Here is a 26,693-nt window from a genome sequence, read left to right as displayed (position 1 = left end):
TGCACTATCGCTGGACCAAATGATGAATTTTTCGAGGTCTAGCAAATGAAAACCCTTCTTCATATTGAAGCCAGCGCCCAGATTTTCGGGACTATTCAGGTACCGGAGGAGTATAGGGACATACCAAAACACTCCTCTATCTCCAAGGCCGTTGCCGCAAGTTTTGTGAAGCGTTGGCTTGGGCTAAGACCAAAAGATAAACTCATCTATAGGGATGTTGGCCAGACCCCGCCAGGATTCATTACCCAGGATTGGATTGCCTCTGTATTCACTCCAGAAGATCAGCGTAGTGAAGAGCAAAAATCGTTGGTTACATTATCGGATACTTTGATCAATGAACTCGACCAGGCGGATGTCATAGTAATGTCCTCCCCAATGTATAACTACGGTATGCCGGCGGCTTTAAAAGCCTGGTTCGACCAGGTGATACGCATCAACAAGACCTTCACCTTTGACTTGGCCCGTGGAGACTATCCGCTTGAGCCCATTATGTCGGGGAAGGTTCTGGTGCTAATTACTTCTGCCGGAGAGTTTGGCTTTGCAGAGGGGGGAATACGCGAGAACATGAATCACTTGGGTCCTCATATCAGGACACTGAGCCATTACCTGGGGGTCGATCAAGTCCATGAAATCAATGCGGAATTCCAGGAGTTTGCGGATGAACGGCATCGAAATTCGGTAAACCAGGCTTTATTGCAAAGTCAGTCATTGGCCGAAGAGCTTGCTACTAAACTCAAAAGCCAACTTACTCACTCTCATTCAACTCAGCCCAAAGCGCTCGCCCTAAGAAAGCAAAGTATTGCTCAAATGCAAGATTGATCTGCTGGCGCTGGTGTCCTATCGGGTAGAGGCCAAGCTTGGCCTCTTTACTGGCCTTTGAGCCCGCCACCAGAAAGTTGTTGCTGATACTGGAATCCTGGATAAAGGCCTCGAAGGCACGGGCACAAAGTTCAACTGGCTCACTGTAATAGATGGAACCGTTTGTCTTATCAGCCTTTACGGATGCAGTAACCAGATCGCTGGGATTGCTGCCTTCCTCGTCTAACATAATGGTTTTGAAGCATGCGAAAAGAAGATCATTTAGCGGGTGGGGTTCGGGAGTCGCACCGCGGAGCCAGGCGTCTGAGGCATACATACTTTGAGAAGTATCACTGAATGCCTTCTGGGCAAGGTAGTGATCCAGCGCGTGGAACCATTCGTGGGCGATAGATCCGGGTCCGGCGTTTTTAGCTAGTGAAAAGCTACGTGCAGAAGGGTCATAAAAAGCCGACATGCCTGGCCGACCGCCGATTCCATATTGAAAAGACAAGCTGCCTCTTAGGGATATAAGTGCTTCTGGCCCCTTGAGGATGGCCATTAAATCAACAAGGGCATCGTAAAATAGGCCCGCAGCTCGATCTCGCTCTTTATCGGTTACCCAGCGCCCAACTGCTATAGATCTGAAGCCAAAGCGCCTTCTGACATCGGCAAAAGAGACCAGTGAATTATCCCGCCGGCTGGGGCCTTGGCGATAGAACTGTCGGGACAACACCATAGTGGATTAGGGCAGGGGTCTATTGGGGAAGTTTGGATATTAATACAGCCTCTGTTCCATCAACAAGGCAGCGAGTGATGCTTGTCAGGTCAGGCCAATTCAGCAAGCGCCCGCCAAACTTGTTAGCCCTATGAAATAAACTTCAGAGTTTGGTCAAGCGCTTGCTCGGTATTGCAGCGCTGCACCTCTAAATGATGAACACCGCATTTGCGAAGCTTCTCCTGAATTTGAGCTAGCTCCTCATCGCTGGTGAGGTGAGGATGCCTGGTAAGGCGTACTTGCATTGCTGTTCCCGCCTCGACTAGTAGCTCTACACATTGCCAGGGTGCTGTACCGCTACCATCTACCCCGGTAATGGCAGGGTAATTTTCCGGCAACGCTTTTATATCCAGCCCAATCCAGTCCAAACTGGGGATCAAGCGACTCAGTTTCCGAGGGTAGATCCCGGCAGTATGTAAACCTATCTTAAACCCCAGGCTTCGGGCTTGGGCAGTGGCTGCTTCCAGTGCCCCCTGGGCAGTTGGCTCTCCGCCAGAAAATACCACCGCATCCAGCAGTCCTTGCCGGCTGGCGAGGAACCCCAATATCTGGTCCCAGTCGTAGGCACTGGGCGCGCGGGCCGGCAACAGATCACCATTATGGCAGTAGCGGCAACGCCAGGGGCACCCCTGGCAAAAGACCACCGCGGCCAATTCACCAGGGAAGTCGATAGCGGTAAATGGTGTAAAACCGCCAATGCGCAGCTTTTCAGCCATGGTTATTTGTCACTACCAGCAACAAAAAAGCGGCGCTCCCTGTGTTCCGATTGTTTGCCTGGATTCCAGAAGGAAACTGGGCGGTGATAGCCCATCACCCGGCTCCAGACTTCACAGCGGGTGCGCTCTTCATTTTTGAGTGGTGGGGTTGGTTTATTCATGATGTCTCTCCTTGGTGGTTGGTTTTAATCGCTGCAGCAAGATTGCTCACGAGCGAGCAGAGCCTCATCGCAGCGGGGACAGAATTCGTGTTCGCCGCTCAGGTAGCCGTGTACTGGGCATATAGAAAAGCTGGGAGTTACTGTGATATAGGGCAGCCGATAATTTTTCAGGGCGCGCTGTAATAAGCGGCGGCAGCTATCGGCATCTGGCAGTTGTTCGCCCAGGTATAGGTGCAGCACAGTGCCACCCGTATAACGGGATTGTAGGGATTCCTGCCGGGCCAACGCTTCGAAAGGATCATCGGTAAAGCCGACTGGCAGCTGGGATGAGTTGGTATAGTAAGGTGCTTCCGTGCTGCCAGCCTGAATAATGTCCTCATAGCGCTTTTGGTCTTCGCGGGCAAAACGGTAAGTAGTTCCCTCAGCCGGTGTGGCTTCGAGATTATAGAGGTGGCCGGTTTGTTCCTGGAACTCTGTCATTCGCAAACGAATATGATCGAGCAACTGCTCGGCAAGCTTTTTACCAGGCTCTGTGACGACACTTTCACGGTCTTCACTAAAGTTTCGCAGCATTTCATTAATGCCGTTAACGCCAATGGTGGAGAAGTGGTTACGCAGTGTGCCAAGATAGCGACGCGTGTAGGGAAACAGGCCGGCGTCCATATGCCGCTGAATCACTTTGCGTTTCACTTCCAGGGAATCCCGTGCAAGTAGCAGTAGTTTATCTAACTGGGCGAGCAGGAGGTCCCAGTCCCCCTTATACAAATAGCCCAGACGTGCACAGTTGATCGTTACTACACCGAGAGAGCCGGTCTGTTCCGCGGAGCCAAATAATCCATTGCCCCGTTTAAGCAGCTCTCGAAGGTCCAGTTGTAGGCGACAGCACATGGAGCGCACCATGTTTGGACTGAGGTCTGAGTTAATAAAGTTTTGGAAGTAGGGCAGTCCATAGCGGGCAGTCATGGCAAATAGCCGCTCGGCATTTTCGCTCTCCCAGGGAAAGTCCTCACTGATATTGTAAGTTGGAATTGGGAAAGTGAAGACTCTGCCGCGCGCGTCCCCTTTACTCATCACCTCAATATAGGCGCGGTTAATCAGGTCCATTTCCACCTGCAGGTCACCATAAGTGAATGGCATTTCTTTGCCGGCAATCACCGGCACCTGGTCTTGCAAGTCTTGAGGGCAAACCCAATCGAAAGTGAGGTTGGTAAAGGGAGTCTGGGTGCCCCAGCGGGATGGCACGTTCAGGTTAAAAATCAGCTCTTGCATGCACTGGCGCACACTGGCGTAATCCAGCTGATCCTTGCGTACAAAGGGTGCGAGATAAGTATCGAAGGAGCTAAATGCCTGGGCTCCAGCCCATTCGTTTTGCAATGTGCCAAGAAAGTTAACGATCTGCCCAACTGCACTGGTCAAGTGGGCGGGCGGTGCAGACTCCACTTTGCCGGGAACCCCATTCAACCCCTCGTGCAGCAGGGTGCGAAGTGACCAGCCTGCGCAATAGCCGGCCAACATATCCAGGTCATGGATGTGTAAATCGCCATCCCGATGGGCTGCACCAATCTCCGGGGAATAGACATGATTTAGCCAGTAATTGGCAATCATTTTACCGGCACTATTTAAAATCAGGCCGCCGAGAGAGTAGCCCTGGTTGGCATTAGCAGCGACACGCCAGTCCGCCTGCTCCAGATATTCTTCGATGGAAGCCCCAACATCTACCAGAGTTTGGCAATCATTACGTATGCGAGCATGTCGCTCCCGATAGGCGATGTAGGCCCGTGCTGTATCTATGTAATCGCAATTGATTAATATTTGCTCGGCGATATTTTGGATTTCCTCAATATCGACTGGTGTCGCTGCATCAAAGCGATGATTAATCACTTTCAGGATGCCCTGGGTTAGCCAATCAACTTCATCCTCACCAAATTCACCAGTAGCCTGCCCGGCTCGCACAAGTGCTGAAGTAATACGTTGAGGATCAAAAGCCACAGCGCGACCATCCCGCTTTCGTACCAGTAAGCTGCTCAGGTCTTGAACAGGAGGTGTGGCTCTGTCAATTTCAGGGGTAGAGGTGCTTGTCATGGGCCTTCCTTCACAGATTGTGAGGGAAGCTTAAAGAAGTGCAAGAGAGGAGTGCTTGATCTGGATCACTATATATGGTGCTTTTATGATTAAATTGGCACACTATGTTGTGCCTGGATGACAAGCTGCCTAGTTGAAAAACATTTAAATATCAAGGTGTCAGTACTAGGGTAATAGGGGTAGGGTGCAGTATTTTGGGGTGTGTTGCACAAGTAGTAGCGAGTTTCACACTTGCTGCTAGATAACAATTGTCTAGTGGTCCTTTCGTTTAAGTGATTGGAGTACAGGGATTCCTATTCGACTAATTGAAGCAGCTTTTAAGGCAAGAATAAAAATTGACTCTAATTCATACTCCCAGTCGCGAGACACTGTATTCCCGCCTCTTTTTCTTATGATCCAATCCGATTAGAAATCTCCTTCAAACGAATAACCTGCTGAACATAGAGTGGTAACGCAGAGACCTTCCCGATAAAGTCGAAAACGTACATCAATAAGGCAACTATTAATCCGTAATTAACCAGGCCCTCATCGATTGCCGCTATGGGAGCGTAAACAAATAAAGCGATTATCCCAGTCCACAATATAAAGTAGGTGCAAGTTTCCAGGTCGCTCAATTCAATATTCCACCGCATAAGGCGCCGGAAGTGTGCTTTTGCATGCTCAACATTTGGTTGTTTAAGCGCATCAACCTGATATTCCAGCTCATTATTATAAGATTCATTCAGCCGGTAATTGGTATTTCCGATTACGCAATAGATCAGGATAATCAAAGCGAGAATTGCCAGGCAAGCCAGAAAGACGTTGAGATTGATAGCACTGATGATAATGAGCAAACCCACCATACCAATAGAAACGGTAATAACTTCTGGCAGGCTATTTTCAAAGAATTCGACAATTTCAGTTAATAAACTGGAGCGTGCAGTGATAGTCGACACCGACTGCCTTTTTGCTTTTTCACGGGCCACCATTTCCGACGTAACTACCTGGTAAATATGTGCATAGATTCGTGTATCGTAAAATCTTCGAGCACTTCCCATAAGGACAGAGATAGTGCCCAAGATTGCCAATAAATAAATGCCATCATAGGACTGTTCTAATAGACTATTGATAGCCCAGCCGATGGCAAGTGGAAAAAGTAGTTCGAGGAGTGTTTCAATAACGACCAGCGATAGGGTCAAGGATACTCGCCACTTAAATCGGATAAAAATCGAAAGTAAAGAATGTTTGTGCTTGCCTTTCGTATAATCATCATCTGTTGATTTTGAAACAGTGGTAACTGGCTGAGTCATTTAACAACTCTCTCAATGCTTAACGAGCAACGCCATTGCAAAATGTGTGAAACGCTAAATCGGCCAGCGTATCGTGATCTATGGATTCTGCATTTTTTGTTAGCCAGGATGTATAAAGCAGGCCCTCTACCAGGTTTACCACCCAGGAAGTAGGAAGTTTCTTGGACAGGCTGCCTTCAGATTTTGCGTATTCCACCAATGTCGCGATTTCACTCTCTTGTTTCTCATAGATAGCGGTGAGCTCTGGGTCATCTTCATCAAAGTCTCCCAACTTCATTAAAAACTCCATTTCGGCCGACAGCGGAAAAATCGCTTTAAACATCAGGTGGAAGGCTTGCAGAGCCGATTCAGCCTCGCTTTCCAAGTGTTCGGTCGCTTTATCAAATGCCTCCAGGCAGTGAATCGCAACCGCCTTAATCAGCTTTTCTCTCGTGTCATAAAGACGGTAAAGGGTAGTGCGCCCAACTCCGGCCGCCCGGGCAATATCGCTAAAGGATGCCTCCCTATTTTTGCTCAGGAGTTCCATACCTGCCTTCATGATCGCAGTTTGTGACTTCTGAATACGCGCATCTAGGTGATCAGTCATGGAGTTATTACCCGAACTTTATGGAACATACTTGTATCATAATGCCTTACAAGTTATGGTGCAAGTGTGTTCCATAAATTGTAAGTTGTCTAGGCATGATGAAAATTGCGGGAATCTGGTTAAAGCGGCGGGCTGCAGGTATTGCTGCCACCAGCTTGCTGGTCTTGGTGGGGCTGTGGCTTATGGTTGAGCAACAGCCAGCAGCCATGGTGGAGAAGCCCAAAGAGTTTGGCCTTACTGTTACTGTCGTGGAGGCAGTACCGGCGGATGCTCAGCTTGAAGTCAAAACAACAGGCATAACACAACCCCGCTGGGCGACTGAAGTTATCGCCTCAGTCAGCGGGCGTGTCACCCATATTGCTAACCACGCAATGCCGGGCAATCTCATTAGGAAAGGAGAAATACTGGCGTCGCTACAGGATACTTTTTATCAGGCTGAGCTCAGTGCTGCTCAAGCCAGAGTGTCAGAGGCTGAACTCAACTTGGCCGAGATACTCACGCGTCAATACGTGGCAAAACGAGGGGATAAAGCGAAGTCATCATTTGGCCGACTGGAGCCGCATGTCAAAGCCGCAGAGGCAAATCGAGAAGCGGCGAAGGGAGCTCTCGCATCCTCACAGCAGAGGTTGGCTGATACACAAATTAAAGCGCCTTTTGACTCGGTGATTATTGCCGATTTAATCCATCCTGGCCAATGGATAAATGAGGGGGATGTACTCTTTCGAGTAGCAGCCAGTGAGTACCTGGATATCCAAGTTGAGCTTTCTGAGCAGACTTGGCAGCGGTTAAACGGCCTTCAGCAAGATCCCTGCAAAATCACTATAGAGGCGCCTGACGGACAACAATGGCAGGCCTCGGTCCGTTACCTAAGCCCAATCATGGATGCGGACACCCGCCAGCGCAGCCTTATGTTGCAAGTGGCTAACCCCTTTCAGCGCGAAATTCCCTTGCTCGCCGATCAGCAGGTTGATGTAGTGTTTGGAGGCAACACGCAGAGCTATGTTGTCAGTGCACCAGCATCGGTTCTTACAGAAGATGGGAAAGTATGGAGCGTTTCTGAACAATCACTCCTTTTGGAAGAGATAGAGCTACTGGATATGCGGCCGGATTCGGTTCTATTTCGTTACAAGAATCGACCCCAGCAGAATCGTCAGCTTATTCGCTTTCCTTTGACCAACTTTGTAGAAGGTCAAGCGGTTGCAATGACTATCCACTAAGGCCTGGAAATGAAAACACTCTCACGCTGGTTCCTGGATAACCCAGTTGCCGCTAACCTTCTCATGGCTTTCATTCTGGTTGCAGGCTTGCTGACCTTTCAAAATCTGCGGGTGGAAAGCTTTCCACAAATTCCACCTACGGAAGTCGAAATCTCCGTTGTCTACCCCGGCGGCACTGCCCGCCAGGTCGATGAGAGCATTACACAGCGTATTGAGGAAGCTATTAGTGGTGTTGCAGGAATAAAGCGCATAACCAGCCAATCAAGCAAAGGTTACGCTTCATTGGTAGTGAAAAAAAATACTAATGTGAAGCTGGATCGTTTGATTGAAGATATTCGCAATCAAGTTGAAAGTATCGAAGGCTTTCCCGCATTGGCGGAGCGGCCGCGTATTTATCGCAGTGAATATACGAATCTTGCGGCGTTTGTCATGGTCTACGGTGGTGACAATAATGATTCGCTTCAGCAGGTATCCTCACGAGTAGAGCGAGTGCTTAAGAAACATCCTGCTATTTCCAAAGTGACAAATCTGGGGAAAAGAAAGCAACTATTGGCTATAGAGCCAGACCTCAGGAAACTTCAACGCTACGGTTTGTCTCTTGAGAACCTAACGGAACGTATTCGCCAGTGGTCAGTGGAATATCGCAGTGGTGAATTAAGAACGGCCAATGGAAATATTGTGCTGCAGGGCAGTTCCCTGGCTGACAACTTGGCGGAACTGAGGAATATCCCCATTATCACTACATCGACGGCACGAGTGAGACTCAGTGATATCGCTACTGTTAAGCGAGATTATGAGCAAACCGACAGTATTGTTCGATATCAAGGGCAACCTGCAGTCGCACTGATGGTATCCACCAGCCAAAAAGACAACCTGTTTCATATCCATGAAGCCACAAAATCAGTATTAGAATCATTGGAATCGACATTACCCAGGAACATGCAGTTGGATGTAATGGCGGATATGTCTCCCTATATTTCCGAGCAATTAGACTTGCTAAGTTCCAACGCCTTGCAGGGATTATTAATCGTCTTATTGCTATTGGTGCTTTTTTTAGATACGCGGCTAGCCTTTTGGGTTGCCTTAGGTATTCCCATATCCCTGGCTGGTGCGATTACATTGATGGGTTTTCCTTCCCTGGATTACAGCATCAACGATATCACTTTATTCGGTATGATTTTGGTACTGGGGATATTGGTAGATGATGCCGTTGTGGTCGGTGAAAGTATTCACCAGGCGAGACAAAATACAACTGACACCAAAGAAGCTGCCTGGAAGGGGGTTGAAGCCGTAGCCGTGCCCACAGTTTTTGGCGTATTGACTACAATCGCGGCCTTCTCACCGATGCTATGGATTGAAAATGAGTTGGCAAAGGTGCTGTCAGGATTCTCTGCTGTAGTGATATTTGCACTGATATTTTCATTAATTGAGAGCAAATTTATATTACCTGCGCATTTAAGCTATCCAAATACACATACTCAAACTAGTGGCGCAATAAAACGATGGATTGAGATTGCCAGAGAGAAATGTAACCGTTTATTAAATCGATTTTCGGATAAGATATATATTCCGCTTTTGTCATTGAGCCTGGCAAACCGGAAAATAAGCATTAGTCTATTTGCCACCTTTCTGCTGCTGGCCTATGGCGCTATGTTCAAGGGGCATATCGCCTCAGTATTCTTCCCTGAAATTCCCGGACGCTATGCCACGGTTAAAGTCACTATGCAGCATGGAGCTGCAAATACTTTAACGGAACGTAATACCGATCAACTTGAACAGGCCATCAAGCGCACCGCAAATAGGTTGCAACAGGAGTATGGGTTGCCGGAGTCACCTGTTAGCAAATATATCGTGTCAAAGGAAGGCACCAAGACCATAGAGTTGACAGCGGAATTAACACATGATGCCCTGGCCAGAGTAGAGAGCAACCGCTTTTTAGAGGAGCTGCGGCTGCAAACAGGTATCCTGGAGGGAAGCTATGCAGTGAAGTTTAGCCTTACGGAAGAGCCGGCGGGGGATACTGCCATTGCGGTGTCTGCCAGCAATCGAGATCAGGCGAAACAAGTGGCTGGCCGCCTCAAGGCTCTACTCGCGGAGTTACCCGGTGTGAACGATGTATACGATGATAGCCAACTTGCCAAAAGACAGCTGAAAATTACGGTCAATGAGCGGGGAGCCAGCCTGGGAATTGATCAAAGTCATCTGGCAGTGCTGATAGGGGGAGCATTCGGCCAGATTGAGATACATCGCCTGTTGGATAAAGGTGAAGAAACTCTAGTGTTGGCTCGCTTTCCTCAAACAGAAACTAAAACACTTGAGCAGTTAAAAGCTACACCTATTAACCTGGATAACAACAGCTATGTAAGCTTAGGCGAAATTGCCCAGCTTAAGTACGAGCGTGAACCCGAGGTTATTTATCGACGTAATCGCGATGAAGTGGTCAGTATCTATTGGCGTCAGAATCGCTCTGTCAATTCACCGGAAAACAACTGGGAGCGGTTAAAAGAAGAGCTGGTGCCAGAACTGGAGCGCCTTTATCCGGGTGTCCAAATTAAAGCCGTTGGTGAATTCGCCGAAATAGTAGAAGTACAGGCTGGATTTAAAAAGTCCATGTTGCTGACGCTTTTACTTATCTACGTTTTGTTGGCGATACCACTAAAATCCTATTGGCAACCTTTGATTATTATGTCGGTGATTCCAATGGGCTTTGCAGGGGCAATTATTGGACACGGCCTGTTGGGCTTCCCAGTAAGCTTATTATCCTTGTTTGGAATGATGGCAATGACTGGGGTAGTGATTAACGATTCCCTGGTTTTAATGAGCCGATTTAATCAGCTCTACGCGCAGGGCGTACCAGTAAAAACAGCGCTACTTCAAGCTGGGAAAAGTCGCGTAAGGGCAATTTTCTTAACTACGGTGACTACTATCTGTGGGTTGCTACCCTTATTAGCCGAAACCAGCGAGCAAGCCCAATATTTAAAGCCAGCGGCTATATCCCTGGTATTCGGGGAGCTATTTGCTACACCGATTACCCTAATCTTAATCCCTTTGTTACTTTCTTTTGGGCAGTACAAAAATACATCTAGGAGTGATAGCGCTTCACTTACTGAGCAAAGTTTACTTCAGGAAGTGAGGCAATTGTGATCCCTTCATTACTAAGTGCTTATTAGATCCATCACTAAATGCTTATTGTCTGGCCATTAAGCTTACCGGTTACTCGGTAAGAATCAAAATTGGAATCCCTTTAAGTCAACTTTGGAAAGTAGCTACGCGAGTATGATCAGCTGCTTTCATGAGCCTTTTTGTTAGCGGAGTGTATTTTTCACCCAATTTGTATATAGGTGACAAATATCGTCAGAAAAGCACCGATATAGGCAGGCTTTAGTTTCTTCATTTTTTTAAATGCGACACAGAAAATAATTCACGAAAAAATAAAATTCTTTTCGTATTTTCATTTCGCGACTTAACTGGAACTAATCTCTTAATCTCCACCTAACTTCAAAATCAAAAAAACACGATACCTCAGGCGTTTATGGACAAGTTATTTAGCAAGAAACTATTAGTACTGGCATTAACCGCGGCGTTGGCAGCTTGCGGTGGAGGGGGTGGGGGCTCTTCAGACCCCGAACCTGAGACACCAGCCGTAGGGGATGGTGGCAGCAACAATGGTGGTGATCAGGGTAGCGGAGACCAGGGAGGTGGTAGTGGGTCCGGCGATACTGGGAGTAACACTCCGCTTCCAGATAATGATCCCTCAACCGTAACGGTCGGAGATGTTTCTACTTCCGATCTGGGGTTTGCCACAATAACTGCTACAGATATCACCCTGCCTGATGCAATGGTAAACGCCCAGGAAGTTTACCAGCTTGCACACTATATTGGCCGAACAGATAGTGAGCAAGATGAAGAAAATATCGATATCCCTATTCGTAGCTACACTGCGACCTGCGCGACTGATACAGATAAGCCTAGGATGTTTGTATCCACGACCTTATCTGAAGGACAAAGTGCCTCAAATCCAACCTATGGCTCCGTCTATGAACTCCAATACAACCCTGAAACTTCAAGTTTTGATCAAACTGGCAATACCACGATTCTGAAACAGTGTTATGAGTCTCACGGTATAACCGCTAGCGCAGACTGCTCCAGGGTTGCTGTTTTGTGTAACACAGAATATAAGGCTAGTGAGCGATACGATGTTAAGAAAGATCTAATTGAAGAGCACGGTATTGGCTGGATGAAGATTGAGGACAATCTTGACGCTGTTGCAGGTACCGATAATGAGAAGAAGTATAACGATCAGATTTGGCTGATGGAGTGGGATAACAAGCCTTTGTCCGAAGTACCTGATGCTTACGTCGTTAATAAAATGCATGGTGGCACTCATCTTGGCACCCAAGAACTATTATATGTTGAGGATGACAGTAAGGGACGAACCAGTTATGCATTTTCCGTGACTGCTCGAGTACTGGTTAGCGGTTCTCACTATTCTGCGGGACTTACAGTGATCGACCGGGATGACTGGTCAATGACCATGACGGGGGATGAACGTAGGGGGTGGTATTGGCTATGTGGACATGGTCATGTACTGAATATCCGGGCTTTCTATAACCCTGGCAACGAAATGTTTGGTGCGCTCTGTACCAGTGATGGGAATAAATATCATCCCTCTCCTGGCTTGAATGCAATTGCTATCAAAATGGAAGATGATGGCTCCTCTGTCCTTGAAGGCACCTACAATCACGTGGTTCCTACAACAAGTGCAATGATTTCCAACGGGGGAGGGCACACAGTAGTCCCAGTTGATGCTAATACTAATTTATCTGTTATCGTTTCACCGAAGTACATCGAAGATGAGGATATGGATAGGTTCTTACAGGATACACTCGGTATTGATACCAGTGGAGATGGTCCCTTTGATGATCAATGTGCTGATAAGGCCAATAAGAATTGCTTCTTCTCGTATCTCGAGGAAATCGAATATGATGAGGGTGACTATTCACTGATACCAAGGCAAGGACTCTATTCTGGCGGCGCCCTGGATAAATCTTCCTTAACTCGCGTGGGTATCGCCAAGGTTGATTGGGAAGGCAATATTGAGGGGGTTGGCATCAAATGGCTGGCTGAAGACTCAGATTGCCAGATTAGCGACCCGCAACTGGTCGACCTGAAGAATGGTCGCTACCTGTTTGGCTATGCACAATTCCAGTGTATTTCCGATAACCTCCCATACAATCGTAGTTATAACAAGAAAGGCGAGGCCATGCGTATGCTGGTACCTAAAGCCTACTATGTGATGGAGATTGATGCGGACCTGAATGTGCTCGAGGGGCCGGTAAAACTCACCGATTACGGGTGGGGCGGGCTGGATGAGCCAATGTATCTGGGTAACGGTAAAGTTGCCTGGAACTATATCAAGAACCCTACCTTTGAGAACTACATTGGCGGGCAGCAGAACGTCTGGCAAGCGATTGTTTACCACTCAAAAAGTGTGAACTAGTCCTGATCGGCTGGGGCAAGGTTTTACTTGTCCCAGTTTTTTCGTGAAACTGCCTATTTCAGCCAGCTATTCCAAAAAGCCTCCAGACTTTTCGAAAGTGCTGTACCGTTTCTGCATATTTCGAGACTCCAGTGTTCCGGATAAAGTGACTGATAAAACCTGTCAGTGAAGCGATAATCAGCCAGGACAATCACTCCACGATCCGATTCTGAGCGAATTACTCGCCCTGCTGTTTGCAAAACCCTGGTTAACCCTGGATAGCGGTAGGCAATATCAAAACCAGCACCCACCGTGTTTGGGGTTCCATTATCAAAACCCTTGCGGATCAACTCCTGCTCTTCATTAACTTGTGGCAGGCCGGTACCCACAATGATGGTACCGATCAGTTTATTACCCACATAGTCTACGCCTTCTCCAAAAACTCCCCCCATAATTGCAAAGCCCAAAGTACGGGAACCTTCAGTGAAGGCTGCCAGGAATGCTGCGCGCTGGCTTTCACTGGCCCCAGGTTCCTGCTGCAATAAATCCACTTCAGGAAAGCTTTGCTCAAATGCGACTGCCACTTGTTGGAGGAATCGATACGAGGGGAAAAACACCAGATAGTTACCTGGATGGCCCTGGTAAGTACGAGCGATGATCTCTACCAAGTTTTCTGTAGCCTGATTACGTGATTTATAGCGGGTATCAACATATGGACAGAGGAAGACGCCTTGCTGTGATGGAAGAAAGGGAGAGGGTAGCTTCATGTATGGAGCCGAGCTGTTCACCCCCAGTTGCTGAAAGATATAATTTGCCGGGCGCAAGGTGGCAGAAAATAAGATAGCTCCATGAAACTGGCGAATAGTTTGCTGGATATACCCAGCGGCATTCAAACAAAGCAGTTTGAACTGCTGCTCCTGCCAGGGCGTGCCCGCGTCAAATACCCGAGTGAGAGCTTGATGTTGTTCAGATAAGTCTTGCTCAATACATACATAGCGGTAAATGGACTTTAGCCATTCGCTAATTTCCTCTGGCGGCGATTGAGAGCTCTCCCATAGCTCACTGACTGTTAAGAGCACTTTATGGGCTGCCCTGGAAACGGTCACCGGCTGGTTTTCTGGCGATGTGAGAGAAGTCACCCACACTTCGGAGCCTGATTTGTTTAATTGAGCGTGGCTTTTGCTGGTGGCTTCAGGATCTTTAAGCTGTTTAACCCACCGGTCAATCGCCCTCACCAGTGCCTGGATGCTGCGCTGCAGCTTGGGGTGACTTCCTTTACAGCTTGCCGCGGCACGGCGGGTTTCCTTGCGGCTCAGGGTCACACTGTACATATCACAGGCGCGGTCACTGAGATTGTGGGCTTCATCCACAAGTAGCGCACGGCGCTGGCTCTGCTCCTGTAGAGCCGTCAGTCGCACTAGGGGATCAAATACATAGTTGAAATCGCATACTATGAGGTCTGCCCAAGGCAGCATTTGCAGGGACAGCTCGAAGGGGCACAGCTGCATTTCTTCTGCGACTTTTGCCAGCACTTGCGGAGAGAGAAGAGGTGAGCCTAGAAGTTTCTTGCGCGCAGCCGGCAATCGGTCAAAAAAACCTATTGTGCGTGGGCAAACACCCTCCTGGTCGCGGCTACACATACCAAGACTACAGGCACAGGTTTTATCCCTGGCCTGTATTTCCAGCAGGGATAACTCTAGGCCACGCTTATGTAGGCTCTCTACGGTTTCCCTGACCACCTGCCGCCCTGAGTTTTTTGCAGTAAGGTAAACCAGCTGGTCTAGCTGCTTTTCTCCCAGGGCCTTGATGGCAGGGAATAGGGTACTGATGGTTTTACCGATTCCCGTGGGCGCCTCTGCGACCAACTCGCCACCATCTCTCAAACAACGATAGGTGGCTACGGCTAGCTGACGTTGGCCTGGCCGATACTTGGGAAAGGGGAATGCCAGGGCTTGGGCACTGGTAGCCACCTGTTGACGATGTTCCTGCCAGCTCTTGTGCCATTGGATATAATCTGCAAGCGCAGCGAGGGTGAAACTCTCCAGTGCTTCCCAGTTGAACTCCTGCAATTCCGGGTAAGGCTTCTTCTCTTTAAGGTTGTACCAGAGCATTTGCAGTGCCACACGATCGCTGCCCTCACCGGTGCCTCCTTGCCCATGCCTTTGCTGGAACAGGTAACAGAATCCGTAGACTTTTAGCTGAGCCCACTGCAACTGCCGAATAGCCTCTGGTAATTTGGAAGGAGGGCAGTAAGTGGTTTTGATCTCATCGATCTGTACAGGGGTATGCAGATCTGCCTGCGGGTGAAAGATATCCACCCTGCCAGTAAGAACCACATCATAGCCTTCACATCGTACTTGAACTTGCAATGGATATTCAGCTTCACTGCCTTTGGGGCGCTTCTTTTGCAGTTTCTGGTGTGTGCGAATGCCCTCTTGGGCGGAGGGGCCGGAACCTGCGTCATTAATCAGGTCGCCGCTACGACAGGAAAATGCGACCAGCTCACCAACCGAAAGGCGCAGGAACGAGGCCTGTTTAGTAGCACTAATGGTTGTCGTTGAGTGGAGTTCTGTGGCCGCTTCATTCAAGACTATTGCCACTCCACGTGAATTACCCTATGGGGCACCCGCTGGCTGGCAAAAAATGTAAGCCAGCGTTGCTGGTTTTGTTGCAGCCGATCTCCGGGCCCTTTCACTTCTATCAGTTCGTAGTCCCCAGCTGCAGGAAACAGGATAAGATCCGGCAGTCCGTTGCGGTGATGGGCAATATCACTCAGTATCCGTTGGAAGAGGGAGCGCCAATGGGAGGTTGGTATTCTTTCCATTGCGGTAGTTACTAATTCCTTGGGCAGAGCATCCCAGGCAACCAGCGGATTGGAAATCCCCCACTTATCGCGATAGCTACACCATACCCTCTCTCGCAGGGTATCTTTATCCAGTTCAGCCAACCTCTGATCAAGTAGGGTACGGCGGGAAAGATAGAAGTCAGCTGTCCTGAAGTCACTGGGAGCAGACTGGAAGGGGTTAAAGAAAGCCCCTGGTATCGATGCAAACAAGATGTCCCAGATATAGAGACCAAGAATGCCGTTTAGCAAGCAGTTCTCAACATAGTAACAATTGCCCTCTGACAACTGTTCCAGATGTAAGGCAACCTGAATCTCAACTCGCTCAGGACTCTGGGGCAGGACTATCGTTTCCGTAGGAGGGCGATAGCGCTTCGGCGCTGGCCATTCTTTAGCGCAATCCAGGTCTTTGGCTGTACGGTGGCCAAAACTCTCGGCAAATATTTTTTCTGCTTCATCCAGAGGCGCTTCAAGAATCTGCTGACAAAGTCCAAGCCCTTTGCCAGTATCACCATTCTTAATTGCAATACGTGCGCGCCTCTCTCTAGCCGGTGGCCGTTGGCACATTTTGTATAGCCGATCTGCTGCCGCTAGTTCACCCATACGCTCTAGCTGACGGGCCAGTTTTAAACGCAGGCGATCCAGGCGCCGGTGAAGCGCGGCATCCCCCGTTATTCCTGATGGCAGCTGCTCTGCCAGGGTGAGGATATCAGATGTCTCGCCTGTCAACGCCTGTTCGGCCAGATCCAGACAATGGTAATAGGTCAAGTGCTGATCTATCTGTTCCCGGTTCTGGAAAGGCAGATTTTGTCGATCCAATGGATAATCTTCGTAACGGAAAAGCCCCAGATCCCGCAGAACATAATCTGTCAGGTCCTGGTTAAGGTTGCCAAAGAAGCAAAGCTTGAAGGTTTCAAAGCAACTGGCGTGCTGAACAGCTAATAAGGTATCAGCGGCCAGTAATTTATGTATTCCAGAATCCACGCCCTGTTCCAGGAGGGCAGCTATCAGGTCAGCTCGCTTAAGTGCTTTTGGTAGAGGCTTGTTACTCGCTCTGAATAGTTCAGGCTTGGTGAAAAGAGGTAACAACTCCTGGTTAGATATCTGAGGGTTTAGTCGCAATAATCCACTTACCTCCAGTTCCCGACATGCATGCTCCAGATCTTCTATTTCTGCATATTGCAATTTACTGAGACGGAACAAGGCCCCAGCTGATGAGGGGGCGCCTTTGCGAGACAAAAGTCTTACATATAGTTTTTGGCCATTGATGCCAAGTGACATAAAGCGCTCGTAAAATTGATCCTCTTCTGCTGACAGCAATGATTTATAACGGGCTGTGACAAACTTCATCAAGGTTAAGAAGTTGGTCAAGTAGTAATCAGCAGGAAGCTCTGCGGCGACAGTCATGGGGATATGGGCAACCAAAAAACTGTATGGTTATACAGTAAGTTGATTGGATGGACAAATCCCTCGGCTGACCCACCAATCACCATCCGTTCACCACATGCGCATAGCTATTTGGAGAGGGTTTAGAGTCAAGCTGTGTCCAAGGGGGTTAACTGCCAAACTCCAGGCTTTTTTCTCAGTAAAACGGTCCTTCTTTCCCATGGTCGGGAGAGGTGAGATGGTCCAGGCTTACTGCACGATTTATAAACAAATTCGCAATGGTTCTGCTGTACGTGCGGCTTTGAGCAAATCTAATGCCTCAAGAAGTTAGCAGTTACGGGAGCCTCCCATCCATTGAAAACTCTATTCCTGATTAAATTCAGAATCTGGAGTTACCACCAGCCCCAATTCACCGGTCAGTCCACCCCTTTGGATTGGTATCCCCTTTATTAGCGTCAAATATTGTAAAAGGAGTTACTATGAAGACGTTAAGACCGATAGCAGCCACAGTACTATTCGCTGTCGGCAATATTGCAGTCGCCAACACTTCCATTATTAACCAGATAGGTAATGGAAATACCGCAACTCCCGATCAAAGTGATCCTACTGTCAGCAATAGCCTGATTGTTCAAACCCAAATTGGGGATGACAACACCTCCACAGCAACCCAAGCGACAAGCACAACCAACAGTGCCGCCATCCTTACTCAGGTTGGCTCTATGAATACTGTAACTTCCATGCAGGAAAACACTACTGACAGCAGTTTAATTCTTGTTAATCAATTTGGGGATAACCATGTAGCGGATGCAAGCCAGAATAATAATATTTCTCAAACGGTTGGCGTTATTATACAAAATGGTAATTCCAATACCGCAACGATGATACAACAAGAAGACATCACAGCAAGCGCGGTTTTTGTTAGCCAATTTGGTTCTGGAAACTCTGTCTTTCTGGAGCAACTACAAAGAGTTGATCTCAGTCTTTCGGTAGTAAATCAGGTGGGAGACTCAAACTCCACCATCTTTGAGCAGGATCAGGATGTCGTATTCAGTACCGCCTTAGTGAATCAATTTGGTTCATCCAATATGGCTGATATGGAGCAAGATGAGACTATTACTGCTAGCTTTGCCTCAATTCAGCAAGTAGGAACTAACAATACTGCATTTAATGAGCAGGAAGAGGACATTTCATTTAGTTTTGGCTCAGTTATCCAACTTGGTGATTCAAACTTCGCAGATATTGACCAGGAAGCACTTATATCAACCACAGGGCTACTATTTCAATCAGGCTCCTCCAACTTTGCGAGACTTGATCAGGGTGAAGATTTTTCTGGCTCTGAAGCTGTGTCCAGTTTTGCCTCTGTTACCCAATTAGGTTCACTGAATGAAACTGATGTAGATCAGGGGACAAGTGGCTCAGCATTTTTCAGCACATTAATTCTGTTACAGTCTGGAGCTATGAACACCTCTGTTATCGGTCAAAACGATACAAACTCAAGCAGTATCCTAGCCTCCCAATTTGGAACCTCTAATGATTACCTTGCCAGTCAGGCTGGCTCCAATGAGTCAATCACTGCAATCCAAATTGGTACAGGAAACACGGGTACAAACCTGCAATAGTTTCGGGTGATCCCTGGAAAGGGTCTCCGTAACAGCTGACTACTCCAAATTGTTAGCCAGCTTTCTCTCTGAGAGTTAATGAAGTAAAAGGACTTGTCATGAAAAGGTTAACATCAATAGCCGCAGCGCTATTAGTGATTGTTGGCAATAATGCTATAGCGAACAACAATACTTCCATTGTTATACAGCAAGGAAACGGGAATACTGCAAATCCTGACCAAAGTGATCCAACAGTCCACGACAATCTTATTGTTCAAACCCAAATTGGTAATAGCAATACCTCTACCGCAACCCAAACAACCAATACTAACGGAAGTTCTGCCTTCCTAACCCAGATTGGCTCACTGAATACAGTAACGTCTACTCAGCAAGATGGCACAACTACCAGTACAGTAATTGCCACTCAGGCTGGAAACAACAATACCCTGGATTTTTTGCAAGGTGATGCCACGTTGAGCTCAGCCACAATTATCCAAGGTGGCGAAATGAATAGTGCAGTCGTAAATCAAAATGACGATATAAACGGAGGCATTATCCTTATCAATCAGCAAGGCAATTCCAACGACATATTTCTAGACCAGCTTCAAAGGGTGGATAGTAGTATCTCTATTGTGCATCAAATCGGTGATTCAAACTTTGTAAATTTTGACCAGGACAGGGATGTAACCACAAGCCTGGCATCAGTATCCCAGGTCGGTAGCTCAAACAGTGCTTCCATGGAACAGGATGAAGTCGTTACTTCCAGTATTGCAATCATTGGCCAGAATGGCACATCAAACTTTGGGGATATAGAACAGGAGGGCGATCAGGGTGCCGTAGTTTCCAGTGTGGCGGTAGTGGTGCAAACTGGAGATTCAAACACTGGACGCGTAGACCAGGAGGCAACAACTTCCTCGACAAGCCAGATTATTCAATCTGGGACCTCTAACTTTGCCGACCTGGATCAGGGCAATGAAAATGTGCCATTAACAACCCTTTCTAGTTTTGCGTCCTTGGCTCAAACTGGAACCTCAAATACAGCAGACGTGGATCAAGGCATATCAGATTCTGTCTTTTTTAGTGTGCTAATCGCAAATCAGATTGGTGAACTCAATGATGTCAGCCTTTCCCAGAATGACACTGTTAGCAGCAGTCTTATAGTTACACAAATTGGCACATCCAATATGGAAACAGCCGTGCAATCTGGTACAAATGAATCAATCAGCGTTACTCAACTTGGCACCGGCAATATGGGAACGCACTTGCAATAGCTTTGTGCCACGTTTCTATTATTGAATAATAGCCAGCTATGTAATCACTAAGACATTTGTGACTATACGCGCTGGCTTTTACTTCATGTATCGTAGGACTTTGCGATACCTAAAAATAATAAACCACAAAAAAAGTACAATTGGGGAAATACACAACAGGATTAACTGGTTTCTCAACACTGCCATATTCATAGTGGCAACTACCGTCCCTATTTCATAAATATCTGTCACCATTATGAGTGGCAGAAAGAACCCCCAAAATCTCGGTGTGGCGATTCGCCTTGCAAAGGCCAAACCATAAAAGCCAACAAAATAGGTGCTATAGATAATGAAGCTGGCAATCAACCACCAAACCGATTGATTGTATTCATTCAGTACGAATGCTTCATATTGAGACAAGATTTCAATAGGTAGCAGCAAAAAAAACAATATCTTCCAGGTGAAACTGGATTTATAGATATATGTTTCATCACTCAGAGAATTTTCCGTTGCCTGATACACATCCTGCATAAAACATCCTTGTTGTTATTGCCTAGTGAGCAAAGTTTATTAAATTGCTCTTGTAGCCAGATCTTCTCGATGCTTTTCCATTATAAAGAGCGCCGGGGCACACCAGGCGTCCCAATCAACAGAAGGGCGCAGAGGATATTCCTCTCAACGTCAATGTCAACCGCTTACAACACCAATTTAACCACATTGAGACATTAATCTTTAACTTTGTTGTTTTTATTCAAATTCATACTGTTTGAAGTGGTTTTTGACGAGGTAAATACCTACTTTGGGGTAGTCGCCTAATGGTAATAAGTTGAAGATTTTATTTGTCATAAAGAGTCAGGTGTCACAATCTATTCGGTACAAATATCCCATTTACAAGTTAGGAAACCAAAAACTATAAAGGCCACTGAATAATGCTTGTTCACTTTTTGGGTTCAGGCCTCGTCCATATCCAAAGCATTGCGCAACCAATGCCACCCACGATAAAGATTAATAAGTAGAGATTACTGAAATGATGAAGGGCAACGGCCATGGACAATAGCATTGTTAATGTTGCCAGCCACTTGGTTCTACGACTGATATGGCCGCTCCGCCAGGTTTTTATCAGGTTCCCAAATAGATGGTGATCCTCAATCCATTGATGCAAACGCTCTGAGCTACGTGAAGCTGCCCAGGCACTTAGAACAATAAAAACGGCTGCAGGCAAGCCCGGCAATATAACCCCAATTATCCCCACTATCAAAAAGAAACAGGCTAGGGCACCCCACAACCAGCGCAGCCACCCTTTAGCCAATGGGGGCGTCGATGTATAAGCGATATCATCGCTGCTCTGTTTCAAAGTTATATCTCCTGACCCCTATTTTGAACAAGGAAGATAATCCAGGTATCTATTCAAATAGAACCCTGATTTTTCCTGATTAAGCCCAGTATTAAATAGGACCTCCACCTCCTTGATTGACCCAATACTAAGGGAGAGTGGCGCTACAATCCAGCTCAATACAGGATCCAGGGCGGCCTATCAGTCATTTCTTATTTCCAAACTTTCTTCTCATGTAAATAGGATTTTCTTCCTACAGCATACAAGCGCCACTGGCACTAATCTTTATTTATTGTCTCCATACCTAACGAATTAATGCCATTATGCGTCAATCGGCATGGAAGTTACTGATCGATCTTAAGGAAATTTACAAAGTATTTCCCGCCCGATTACCCATTCGGCTGCATTTCAGATTTAAGAGCTTGCTTTAAGCATGCCAGAACAAACGAAGCCCTTTTATACAAAGGTCGTTAATATGAAATCTCACGCTCAATTCCTGACTATAGCCGCACTGATGTTCAATGGAAATGTTTTTGCCGCTAACAATTCGGTAGATCTGTATCAAACCGGATGGGAGAATATTGCAAGCTCAATTCAAGCGGGCGCAAATACAAATGGAAATATCAGTACATTAATCCAAAACGGGACCAGTAACTCCGTTACCACTTATCAAGTGAATAACAGCTTAAATAATACAATTTCAACTACACAGAGCGGAACGGGTAATTTGATTCCAGTCATTGAGCAAAACAGTAGTAATGAAGCATCAGTTAAAATTCATCAAGTTGGTGAAGATAATCTGGCAGAAACGCTACAAAATAATACTGTATCCAGCGCAATAACTTTTTTACAGGAGGGAAGTGGAAACCAATCTTATAGCTCGCAAGTAAATTCAAATAATGACAGTTTACTAATCAGTCAAAAGGAATCCTCGAACCTGGTTTCAGTTGTTCAGAAAACGACAACAAACAATACGATCGTAATTAATCAGCATGGGGATAACAATAGTGCAGAAGGAAGCCAGATAAAAGAAAGCTCTGGTAAAGTGGTGGTCTCTCAAAAAGGTAACTCCAATTCAGCAGAGTTTCTGCAAACCTTGGGTCTAGCGAATACGTTGTCAATTAGCCAGGATGGAGACAGCAATAACGCAACAACGTCACAAAGGTCTATTTCTAACAGCGTTGCCTCAACGACACAAACCGGACAATCAAACACCGCGATAATCGAGCAGGAACTACTTTCCAACGGTATTGCTGAGATTAATCAAACTGGTGATACAAATGTTGTCTCACTCTTACAAACAGGTTCTTATATTCAAGCTTATTTAAGCCAAGAAGGTGCAAATAATTCCTTGTCTATCACCCAGGTAGGGAGTTCTCATTCTGTCGTAGCCAACCAAACCGGTTCGCTAAATACGGCAACAATTAACCAGCTTGGAGCATCGAATGTTGTAGTGGCCATTCAGGCTGGCGCATCGAATGCATTAAATATCAACCAGGCTACTAATGGTAATACTGTTTACACTACTCAGGATGGAACGGGAAATATCATCGTAGTTTCGCAATAGCAGTATTATTTAGTTAACTATGAACAATAGAAATATAGGAATTTCTTACTAAGCTGATTACCCCTATATGTTTAAACTTTATTCCCAGCTTTTTGAGACCTTCTTCCTAAAGATAACTTCCGCAACCCAGCGCTATACTTCCAGTGTCACCTCTATTTTACCTAGAAAGCCAGACAAGCAGTAGGAACTCTCTAAGGATGAAATGCTGTAGAGGTGACTCCACTTCAACTTTAACGACAAAGATTTGAAAGCATTCTCCGCCTAATTAGCTGTTCAGCTGAGTTCCTTATCAATCTACTCTCAATTGCAATCCTAAGCGCTATTCGCTTCAGTGGTGAGTAAGATGAGAGTTGGCAGCATGGCTAACCTGGGCCAAATTGATTCAGCAAATATGGATAGCTATGAACACCTGTTACAAGCTGCCGACCTGGATGACTTAATTCAAGCGATCCTCGAGCATGGATATGAGGTGTATGGTCCTACATTGGTCGATAAGGCCATCACTTATGGCAAGATTCTCTCGTCGGCCGATCTACCCCAAGGTTGGACTGATGAACAAGAAGGGGGGCATTACCGGGTAAAGCGCCGTATGGACAATGCCTACTTTGGCTATGTCGTGGGGCCCCACTCGTGGAAAAAATACCTGCAATTACCTCATCGACCCATTTGGAAATCCTCTCGTCAGGAACAAGAAGTTCAAATTATCGAAATCAAGGAGGACGTCCCCAAGCTGGCATTCCTCGGCGTGCGTAGCTGCGAGCTACATGCCATTGCTATCCAAGATCGTGTCCTGATAGAGAGTGACTACCCCAACAGTAATTATCGAGACAGAAGAAAAGGGCTATTTACCGTAGCAGTAAACTGTACCACTGCGGCTCCCACATGCTTTTGCACGGCTATGCAAACAGGTCCTGCTGTGACTCTTACCAGTGATCTAACGATGACAGAAGTATTGGAGGGTAAGCGCCACTTCTTTTTGATTGAAAGCGGTACCGAGTTAGGAGCGCAGATCCTGGCGCAGTTACCACTCAAGCCCTCCACAGTAGAGGAGAAGCAGCAGGCACAGAAGGGCATAGAAAGCGCTGAAACTCAAATGCGACAGGGACCGCGTCACTTCGATAGCTCTGATCTAAAGGAGTTACTGTACCGCAATTTTGAGAGCCCCAGTTGGGATAAAGTGGCGGAACGGTGTTTATCCTGTGCCAACTGCACCATGGCCTGCCCTACCTGTTTCTGTTCTACCGTTGAAGATACTACAGACCTCAGCGGAGAAAATGCCGAGCGCTGGGAGCGCTGGGACTCATGCTTTACGTCGGACTTCAGCCATATCACCGGGGGCTCGGTGCGCGCAGACACGCGCTCACGCTATCGGCAGTGGATGACACATAAGCTTGCTACCTGGCATGACCAGTTTGATAGCTCTGGGTGTGTAGGCTGCGGCCGCTGTATCACCTGGTGTCCGGTGGGTATCGACCTGACAGAGGAAGTCAGGACTATTCGCAACCTGGAACAGCCATGAAGACTATTGCCAACCTGCTGCATGAACACCCTTTCTTTCATGGTTTGCCAGAAAGCGATCTGCAGTTTCTTGCCTCATGTGCGGAAAACTGCGTCTACCACGAGGGAGAACATCTCGCTAAGGAGGATACGCCGGCCAATCATTTCTTTCTGATCCGCAGTGGGCGGGTGGCGGTAGAAACCTTTGTGCCTAACCGCGGCGCCTTATGCCTGCTGACCCTACATGGCGGCGATATTTTCGGCTGGTCCTGGCTCTTTCCACCTTACATTTCAGCCTTCGATGCACGTGCTCTGGAGGAAGTTCGCAGCATACGCCTCGGTGGCGCCTGCTTGCGGGAAAAGTGCGAAACAGAACCTCGTCTCGGCTTCGAATTGATGAAGCGCTTTGCCCGGATTGCAACCGAGCGATTGCAGTCCGCTCGTATTCAATTACTCGATATCTATGGCTCCACCCCACCTGAGCCGGGTACGACTCCGTGATCCCCGAAGTCTACAAGGTGATTCACAGGCAGGAAGAGTACCCGGGAACCTTCACCTTGCATCTAGAAAGTCCGGCATCACCACCCATGGTCTACGGGCCAGGCCAGTTCAATATGCTCTATGCCTTTGGTACTGGTGAATCTGCTATTTCATTCAGTGGTCTGGAAGTGGAGGAGGGTCTGTTGGTTCATACCATTCGGGCACAAGGGACTGTGACTCGAGCACTGGAGCGATTAAAGAAAGGGGATTCATTGGGAGTTCGCGGCCCGTTTGGAAGAGGTTGGCCACTACAGGGCATTGAGGGCAAGGAGCTGCTGCTTATAGCAGGTGGCCTGGGCCTGGCACCTTTGCGACCTGTCGTTTACAGGGCTTGGCAAGGGAAACTGAAGGCCAGTCGGGCCCGGCTTTTCTACGGTGCACGTCGCCCAACAGAGCTTCTTTATGGAGATGAAATTCCACACTGGATAGCAAAGCTGGATGTGGTGATGTCTGTTGATCACGGCGACAACGCCTGGCCTGGGCATATTGGCGTCATTACTGATCCTCTACAGGCTTCTGATATCGACGGCGCCAATACGGTCGCTTTCCTGTGCGGGCCGGAAATTATGATGCGCTTTTGCATTCAGGTGCTGCTGCACAAAGGGGTTCCTGAATCTGCTATCTACCTTTCTATGGAGCGTAATATGAAATGCGCCATTGGTCTCTGCGGACACTGCCAATGGGGGCCAAACTTTATCTGTAAGGACGGCCCCGTATTCTGCTACCAGGATATCCGCGCATGGTTCCAGATCCACGGCTTATAGCAACCGAAAAGGGGAAACCCAAGCTGGCGGTATGGAAGTTTACTTCCTGCGACGGCTGCCAACTGAGTCTGCTTGACTGTGAAGACGAACTCCTATTGCTTGCTGAGGAAGTGGAGATTGCCTACTTCCTGGAAGCGTCCAGCAAGGTGGAAGAGGGACCCTATGACATTTCCCTGGTGGAGGGCTCAATCACCACACCTGATGATGTGCAAAGGATTCAGAAGGTCAGAAAGCAATCCAGGTTCCTGGTTTCTATTGGCGCCTGTGCCACCGCTGGGGGCATCCAGTCTCTGCGCAATTTTGCCGATGTCACTGAATTTACATCCGTTGTGTATGCCCGGCCTGATTACATAGCAACCCTGAAAGATTCCACACCTATCTCTGCGCATGTTCCGGTGGACTTTGAGTTACAGGGTTGCCCAATCAACAAGCTCCAATTGTTGGAAGTAATCAGTGCATTTTTGAATCAACGGGCACCGCAGGTTTCTGCACACTCCGTTTGTATTGAGTGCAAGTTGAAAGGCAATGTCTGTGTCTGGGTGGCTCACGGTACCCCCTGTATGGGGCCAATCACCCATGCAGGTTGTGGTGCGCTATGTCCAAGCTATAACCGTGGCTGCTATGCCTGCTATGGCCCAAAGGAAAATCCTAATGGAGAATCTCTTTGCCACTGGTGGGCAGAAAAACTGGGTACAGACAAAGCAACAATTATTGAAAATATTAGAAATTACAATGCATTAGCAGGTTCTTTTAAGAAAATAGGTGAAAATCTGGAAGTGAATAAAAAACGTACTACTTAAAGGAGTTTATGAA

At 47.4% G+C, this 26,693-nt stretch carries 19 protein-coding genes and 1 pseudogene; 11 read left to right on the top strand and 9 right to left on the bottom strand.

Features of this window, described 5'->3' with window-relative positions; genetic code table 11:
- The first annotated feature begins 45 nt into the window (after nucleotides 1-45).
- Complete coding sequence (locus tag ABWV76_RS13185) at nucleotides 46-819, top strand: FMN-dependent NADH-azoreductase (protein WP_353376190.1); 774 nt, start codon at nucleotides 46-48, stop codon at nucleotides 817-819.
- Here the strand turns inward: ABWV76_RS13185 and ABWV76_RS13180 are convergent.
- The 5 genes and pseudogenes from ABWV76_RS13180 to ABWV76_RS13160 all read right to left on the bottom strand — a co-directional run bounded on the left by ABWV76_RS13180 (nucleotide 746) and on the right by ABWV76_RS13160 (nucleotide 6,407).
- Nucleotides 746-1,534: a CLCA_X family protein gene (locus ABWV76_RS13180; protein WP_353376189.1), complete on the bottom strand. Its 789-nt coding sequence runs from the start codon at nucleotides 1,532-1,534 to the stop codon at nucleotides 746-748. The genes ABWV76_RS13185 and ABWV76_RS13180 overlap by 74 nt on opposite strands.
- A 128-nt stretch (nucleotides 1,535-1,662) precedes the next feature.
- Entirely contained in the window at nucleotides 1,663-2,289 is a 627-nt protein-coding gene (locus tag ABWV76_RS13175; protein ID WP_353376188.1) for an anaerobic ribonucleoside-triphosphate reductase activating protein, read from the bottom strand.
- A 2-nt stretch (nucleotides 2,290-2,291) separates the two neighbouring features.
- Nucleotides 2,292-4,532, bottom strand: a pseudogene (locus ABWV76_RS13170) (ribonucleoside triphosphate reductase).
- Nucleotides 4,533-4,921: 389 nt separating this feature from the next.
- Nucleotides 4,922-5,821 (bottom strand): ABC transporter six-transmembrane domain-containing protein, encoded by a 900-nt coding sequence (locus ABWV76_RS13165; RefSeq protein WP_353376187.1) that lies wholly within the window; start codon nucleotides 5,819-5,821, stop codon nucleotides 4,922-4,924.
- Nucleotides 5,822-5,840: 19 nt separating this feature from the next.
- Complete coding sequence (locus ABWV76_RS13160; protein WP_353376186.1) at nucleotides 5,841-6,407, bottom strand: TetR/AcrR family transcriptional regulator; 567 nt, start codon at nucleotides 6,405-6,407, stop codon at nucleotides 5,841-5,843.
- A gap of 95 nt (nucleotides 6,408-6,502) precedes the next feature.
- Between ABWV76_RS13160 and ABWV76_RS13155 the strand changes: the two genes are divergently transcribed.
- The 3 genes from ABWV76_RS13155 to ABWV76_RS13145 all read left to right on the top strand — a co-directional run bounded on the left by ABWV76_RS13155 (nucleotide 6,503) and on the right by ABWV76_RS13145 (nucleotide 13,124).
- Entirely contained in the window at nucleotides 6,503-7,624 is a 1,122-nt protein-coding gene (locus ABWV76_RS13155; protein ID WP_353376185.1) for an efflux RND transporter periplasmic adaptor subunit, read from the top strand.
- Nucleotides 7,625-7,633: 9 nt separating this feature from the next.
- Nucleotides 7,634-10,768, top strand: coding sequence for an efflux RND transporter permease subunit (locus ABWV76_RS13150; RefSeq protein ID WP_353376184.1), 3,135 nt, complete (start codon nucleotides 7,634-7,636; stop codon nucleotides 10,766-10,768).
- A gap of 388 nt (nucleotides 10,769-11,156) precedes the next feature.
- Nucleotides 11,157-13,124 carry a hypothetical protein gene (locus tag ABWV76_RS13145; protein ID WP_353376183.1) on the top strand — a complete coding sequence of 656 codons (1,968 nt, stop codon included), beginning with the start codon at nucleotides 11,157-11,159 and terminating at the stop codon, nucleotides 13,122-13,124.
- A gap of 53 nt (nucleotides 13,125-13,177) precedes the next feature.
- Here ABWV76_RS13145 and ABWV76_RS13140 read toward each other — a convergent pair whose 3' ends face one another.
- Nucleotides 13,178-15,703, bottom strand: a complete 2,526-nt coding sequence (locus ABWV76_RS13140) for an ATP-dependent DNA helicase (RefSeq protein ID WP_353376182.1) — start codon at nucleotides 15,701-15,703, stop codon at nucleotides 13,178-13,180.
- Nucleotides 15,694-17,352, bottom strand: coding sequence for a VRR-NUC domain-containing protein (locus ABWV76_RS13135; protein WP_353376181.1), 1,659 nt, complete (start codon nucleotides 17,350-17,352; stop codon nucleotides 15,694-15,696). The genes ABWV76_RS13140 and ABWV76_RS13135 overlap by 10 nt, the downstream gene beginning before the upstream one ends.
- A 458-nt stretch (nucleotides 17,353-17,810) precedes the next feature.
- Here ABWV76_RS13135 and ABWV76_RS13130 point away from each other — a divergent pair, with 458 nt between their 5' ends.
- On the top strand, nucleotides 17,811-18,950 hold the full coding sequence (locus ABWV76_RS13130; protein WP_353376180.1) for a hypothetical protein: 1,140 nt from the start codon (nucleotides 17,811-17,813) through the stop codon (nucleotides 18,948-18,950).
- Between the two features lie 98 nt (nucleotides 18,951-19,048).
- The gene (locus ABWV76_RS13125) at nucleotides 19,049-20,200 is read left to right on the top strand and encodes a hypothetical protein (protein ID WP_353376179.1); all 1,152 of its coding nucleotides are present in this window, start codon (nucleotides 19,049-19,051) and stop codon (nucleotides 20,198-20,200) included.
- A 78-nt stretch (nucleotides 20,201-20,278) separates the two neighbouring features.
- Here ABWV76_RS13125 and ABWV76_RS13120 read toward each other — a convergent pair whose 3' ends face one another.
- Both ABWV76_RS13120 and ABWV76_RS13115 read right to left on the bottom strand, forming a co-directional pair.
- Nucleotides 20,279-20,710: a hypothetical protein gene (locus tag ABWV76_RS13120; RefSeq protein ID WP_020412793.1), complete on the bottom strand. Its 432-nt coding sequence runs from the start codon at nucleotides 20,708-20,710 to the stop codon at nucleotides 20,279-20,281.
- Nucleotides 20,711-21,116: 406 nt separating this feature from the next.
- Nucleotides 21,117-21,533 (bottom strand): YbaN family protein, encoded by a 417-nt coding sequence (locus ABWV76_RS13115; protein WP_020412792.1) that lies wholly within the window; start codon nucleotides 21,531-21,533, stop codon nucleotides 21,117-21,119.
- Nucleotides 21,534-21,987: 454 nt separating this feature from the next.
- Between ABWV76_RS13115 and ABWV76_RS13110 the strand changes: the two genes are divergently transcribed.
- The 5 genes from ABWV76_RS13110 to ABWV76_RS13090 all read left to right on the top strand — a co-directional run bounded on the left by ABWV76_RS13110 (nucleotide 21,988) and on the right by ABWV76_RS13090 (nucleotide 26,680).
- Nucleotides 21,988-23,079 carry a hypothetical protein gene (locus ABWV76_RS13110; protein WP_353376178.1) on the top strand — a complete coding sequence of 364 codons (1,092 nt, stop codon included), beginning with the start codon at nucleotides 21,988-21,990 and terminating at the stop codon, nucleotides 23,077-23,079.
- Nucleotides 23,080-23,422: 343 nt separating this feature from the next.
- The gene (locus ABWV76_RS13105; protein WP_353376177.1) at nucleotides 23,423-24,598 is read left to right on the top strand and encodes a 4Fe-4S dicluster domain-containing protein; all 1,176 of its coding nucleotides are present in this window, start codon (nucleotides 23,423-23,425) and stop codon (nucleotides 24,596-24,598) included.
- Entirely contained in the window at nucleotides 24,595-25,077 is a 483-nt protein-coding gene (locus ABWV76_RS13100; protein ID WP_020412789.1) for a cyclic nucleotide-binding domain-containing protein, read from the top strand. Before ABWV76_RS13105 ends, ABWV76_RS13100 begins: the two co-directional genes overlap by 4 nt.
- The gene (locus ABWV76_RS13095; protein ID WP_353376176.1) at nucleotides 25,074-25,880 is read left to right on the top strand and encodes an FAD/NAD(P)-binding protein; all 807 of its coding nucleotides are present in this window, start codon (nucleotides 25,074-25,076) and stop codon (nucleotides 25,878-25,880) included. The genes ABWV76_RS13100 and ABWV76_RS13095 overlap by 4 nt, the downstream gene beginning before the upstream one ends.
- Nucleotides 25,856-26,680: an NADH-quinone oxidoreductase subunit B family protein gene (locus ABWV76_RS13090; RefSeq protein WP_353376175.1), complete on the top strand. Its 825-nt coding sequence runs from the start codon at nucleotides 25,856-25,858 to the stop codon at nucleotides 26,678-26,680. The genes ABWV76_RS13095 and ABWV76_RS13090 overlap by 25 nt, the downstream gene beginning before the upstream one ends.
- The last annotated feature ends 13 nt before the right edge of the window (nucleotides 26,681-26,693 follow it).

Source organism: Microbulbifer sp. NBRC 101763, assembly GCF_040371615.1.
Classification (GTDB): Bacteria; Pseudomonadota; Gammaproteobacteria; order Pseudomonadales; family Cellvibrionaceae; genus Microbulbifer; species Microbulbifer variabilis.
This window is presented reverse-complemented; position numbering and strand designations above follow the sequence as displayed.

Coding starts and splice junctions, on each gene's coding strand:
- ABWV76_RS13185 (WP_353376190.1), top strand. CDS start 46: ATGAAAACCCTTCTTCATATTGAAGCCAGCGCCCAGATTTTCGGGACT.
- ABWV76_RS13145 (WP_353376183.1), top strand. CDS start 11,157: ATGGACAAGTTATTTAGCAAGAAACTATTAGTACTGGCATTAACCGCG.
- ABWV76_RS13125 (WP_353376179.1), top strand. CDS start 19,049: ATGAAAAGGTTAACATCAATAGCCGCAGCGCTATTAGTGATTGTTGGC.
- ABWV76_RS13175 (WP_353376188.1), bottom strand. CDS start 2,289: ATGGCTGAAAAGCTGCGCATTGGCGGTTTTACACCATTTACCGCTATC.
- ABWV76_RS13105 (WP_353376177.1), top strand. CDS start 23,423: ATGAGAGTTGGCAGCATGGCTAACCTGGGCCAAATTGATTCAGCAAAT.
- ABWV76_RS13100 (WP_020412789.1), top strand. CDS start 24,595: ATGAAGACTATTGCCAACCTGCTGCATGAACACCCTTTCTTTCATGGT.
- ABWV76_RS13150 (WP_353376184.1), top strand. CDS start 7,634: ATGAAAACACTCTCACGCTGGTTCCTGGATAACCCAGTTGCCGCTAAC.
- ABWV76_RS13135 (WP_353376181.1), bottom strand. CDS start 17,352: ATGACTGTCGCCGCAGAGCTTCCTGCTGATTACTACTTGACCAACTTC.
- ABWV76_RS13165 (WP_353376187.1), bottom strand. CDS start 5,821: ATGACTCAGCCAGTTACCACTGTTTCAAAATCAACAGATGATGATTAT.
- ABWV76_RS13155 (WP_353376185.1), top strand. CDS start 6,503: ATGATGAAAATTGCGGGAATCTGGTTAAAGCGGCGGGCTGCAGGTATT.
- ABWV76_RS13180 (WP_353376189.1), bottom strand. CDS start 1,534: ATGGTGTTGTCCCGACAGTTCTATCGCCAAGGCCCCAGCCGGCGGGAT.
- ABWV76_RS13120 (WP_020412793.1), bottom strand. CDS start 20,710: ATGCAGGATGTGTATCAGGCAACGGAAAATTCTCTGAGTGATGAAACA.
- ABWV76_RS13110 (WP_353376178.1), top strand. CDS start 21,988: ATGAAATCTCACGCTCAATTCCTGACTATAGCCGCACTGATGTTCAAT.
- ABWV76_RS13130 (WP_353376180.1), top strand. CDS start 17,811: ATGAAGACGTTAAGACCGATAGCAGCCACAGTACTATTCGCTGTCGGC.
- ABWV76_RS13160 (WP_353376186.1), bottom strand. CDS start 6,407: ATGACTGATCACCTAGATGCGCGTATTCAGAAGTCACAAACTGCGATC.
- ABWV76_RS13090 (WP_353376175.1), top strand. CDS start 25,856: ATGGTTCCAGATCCACGGCTTATAGCAACCGAAAAGGGGAAACCCAAG.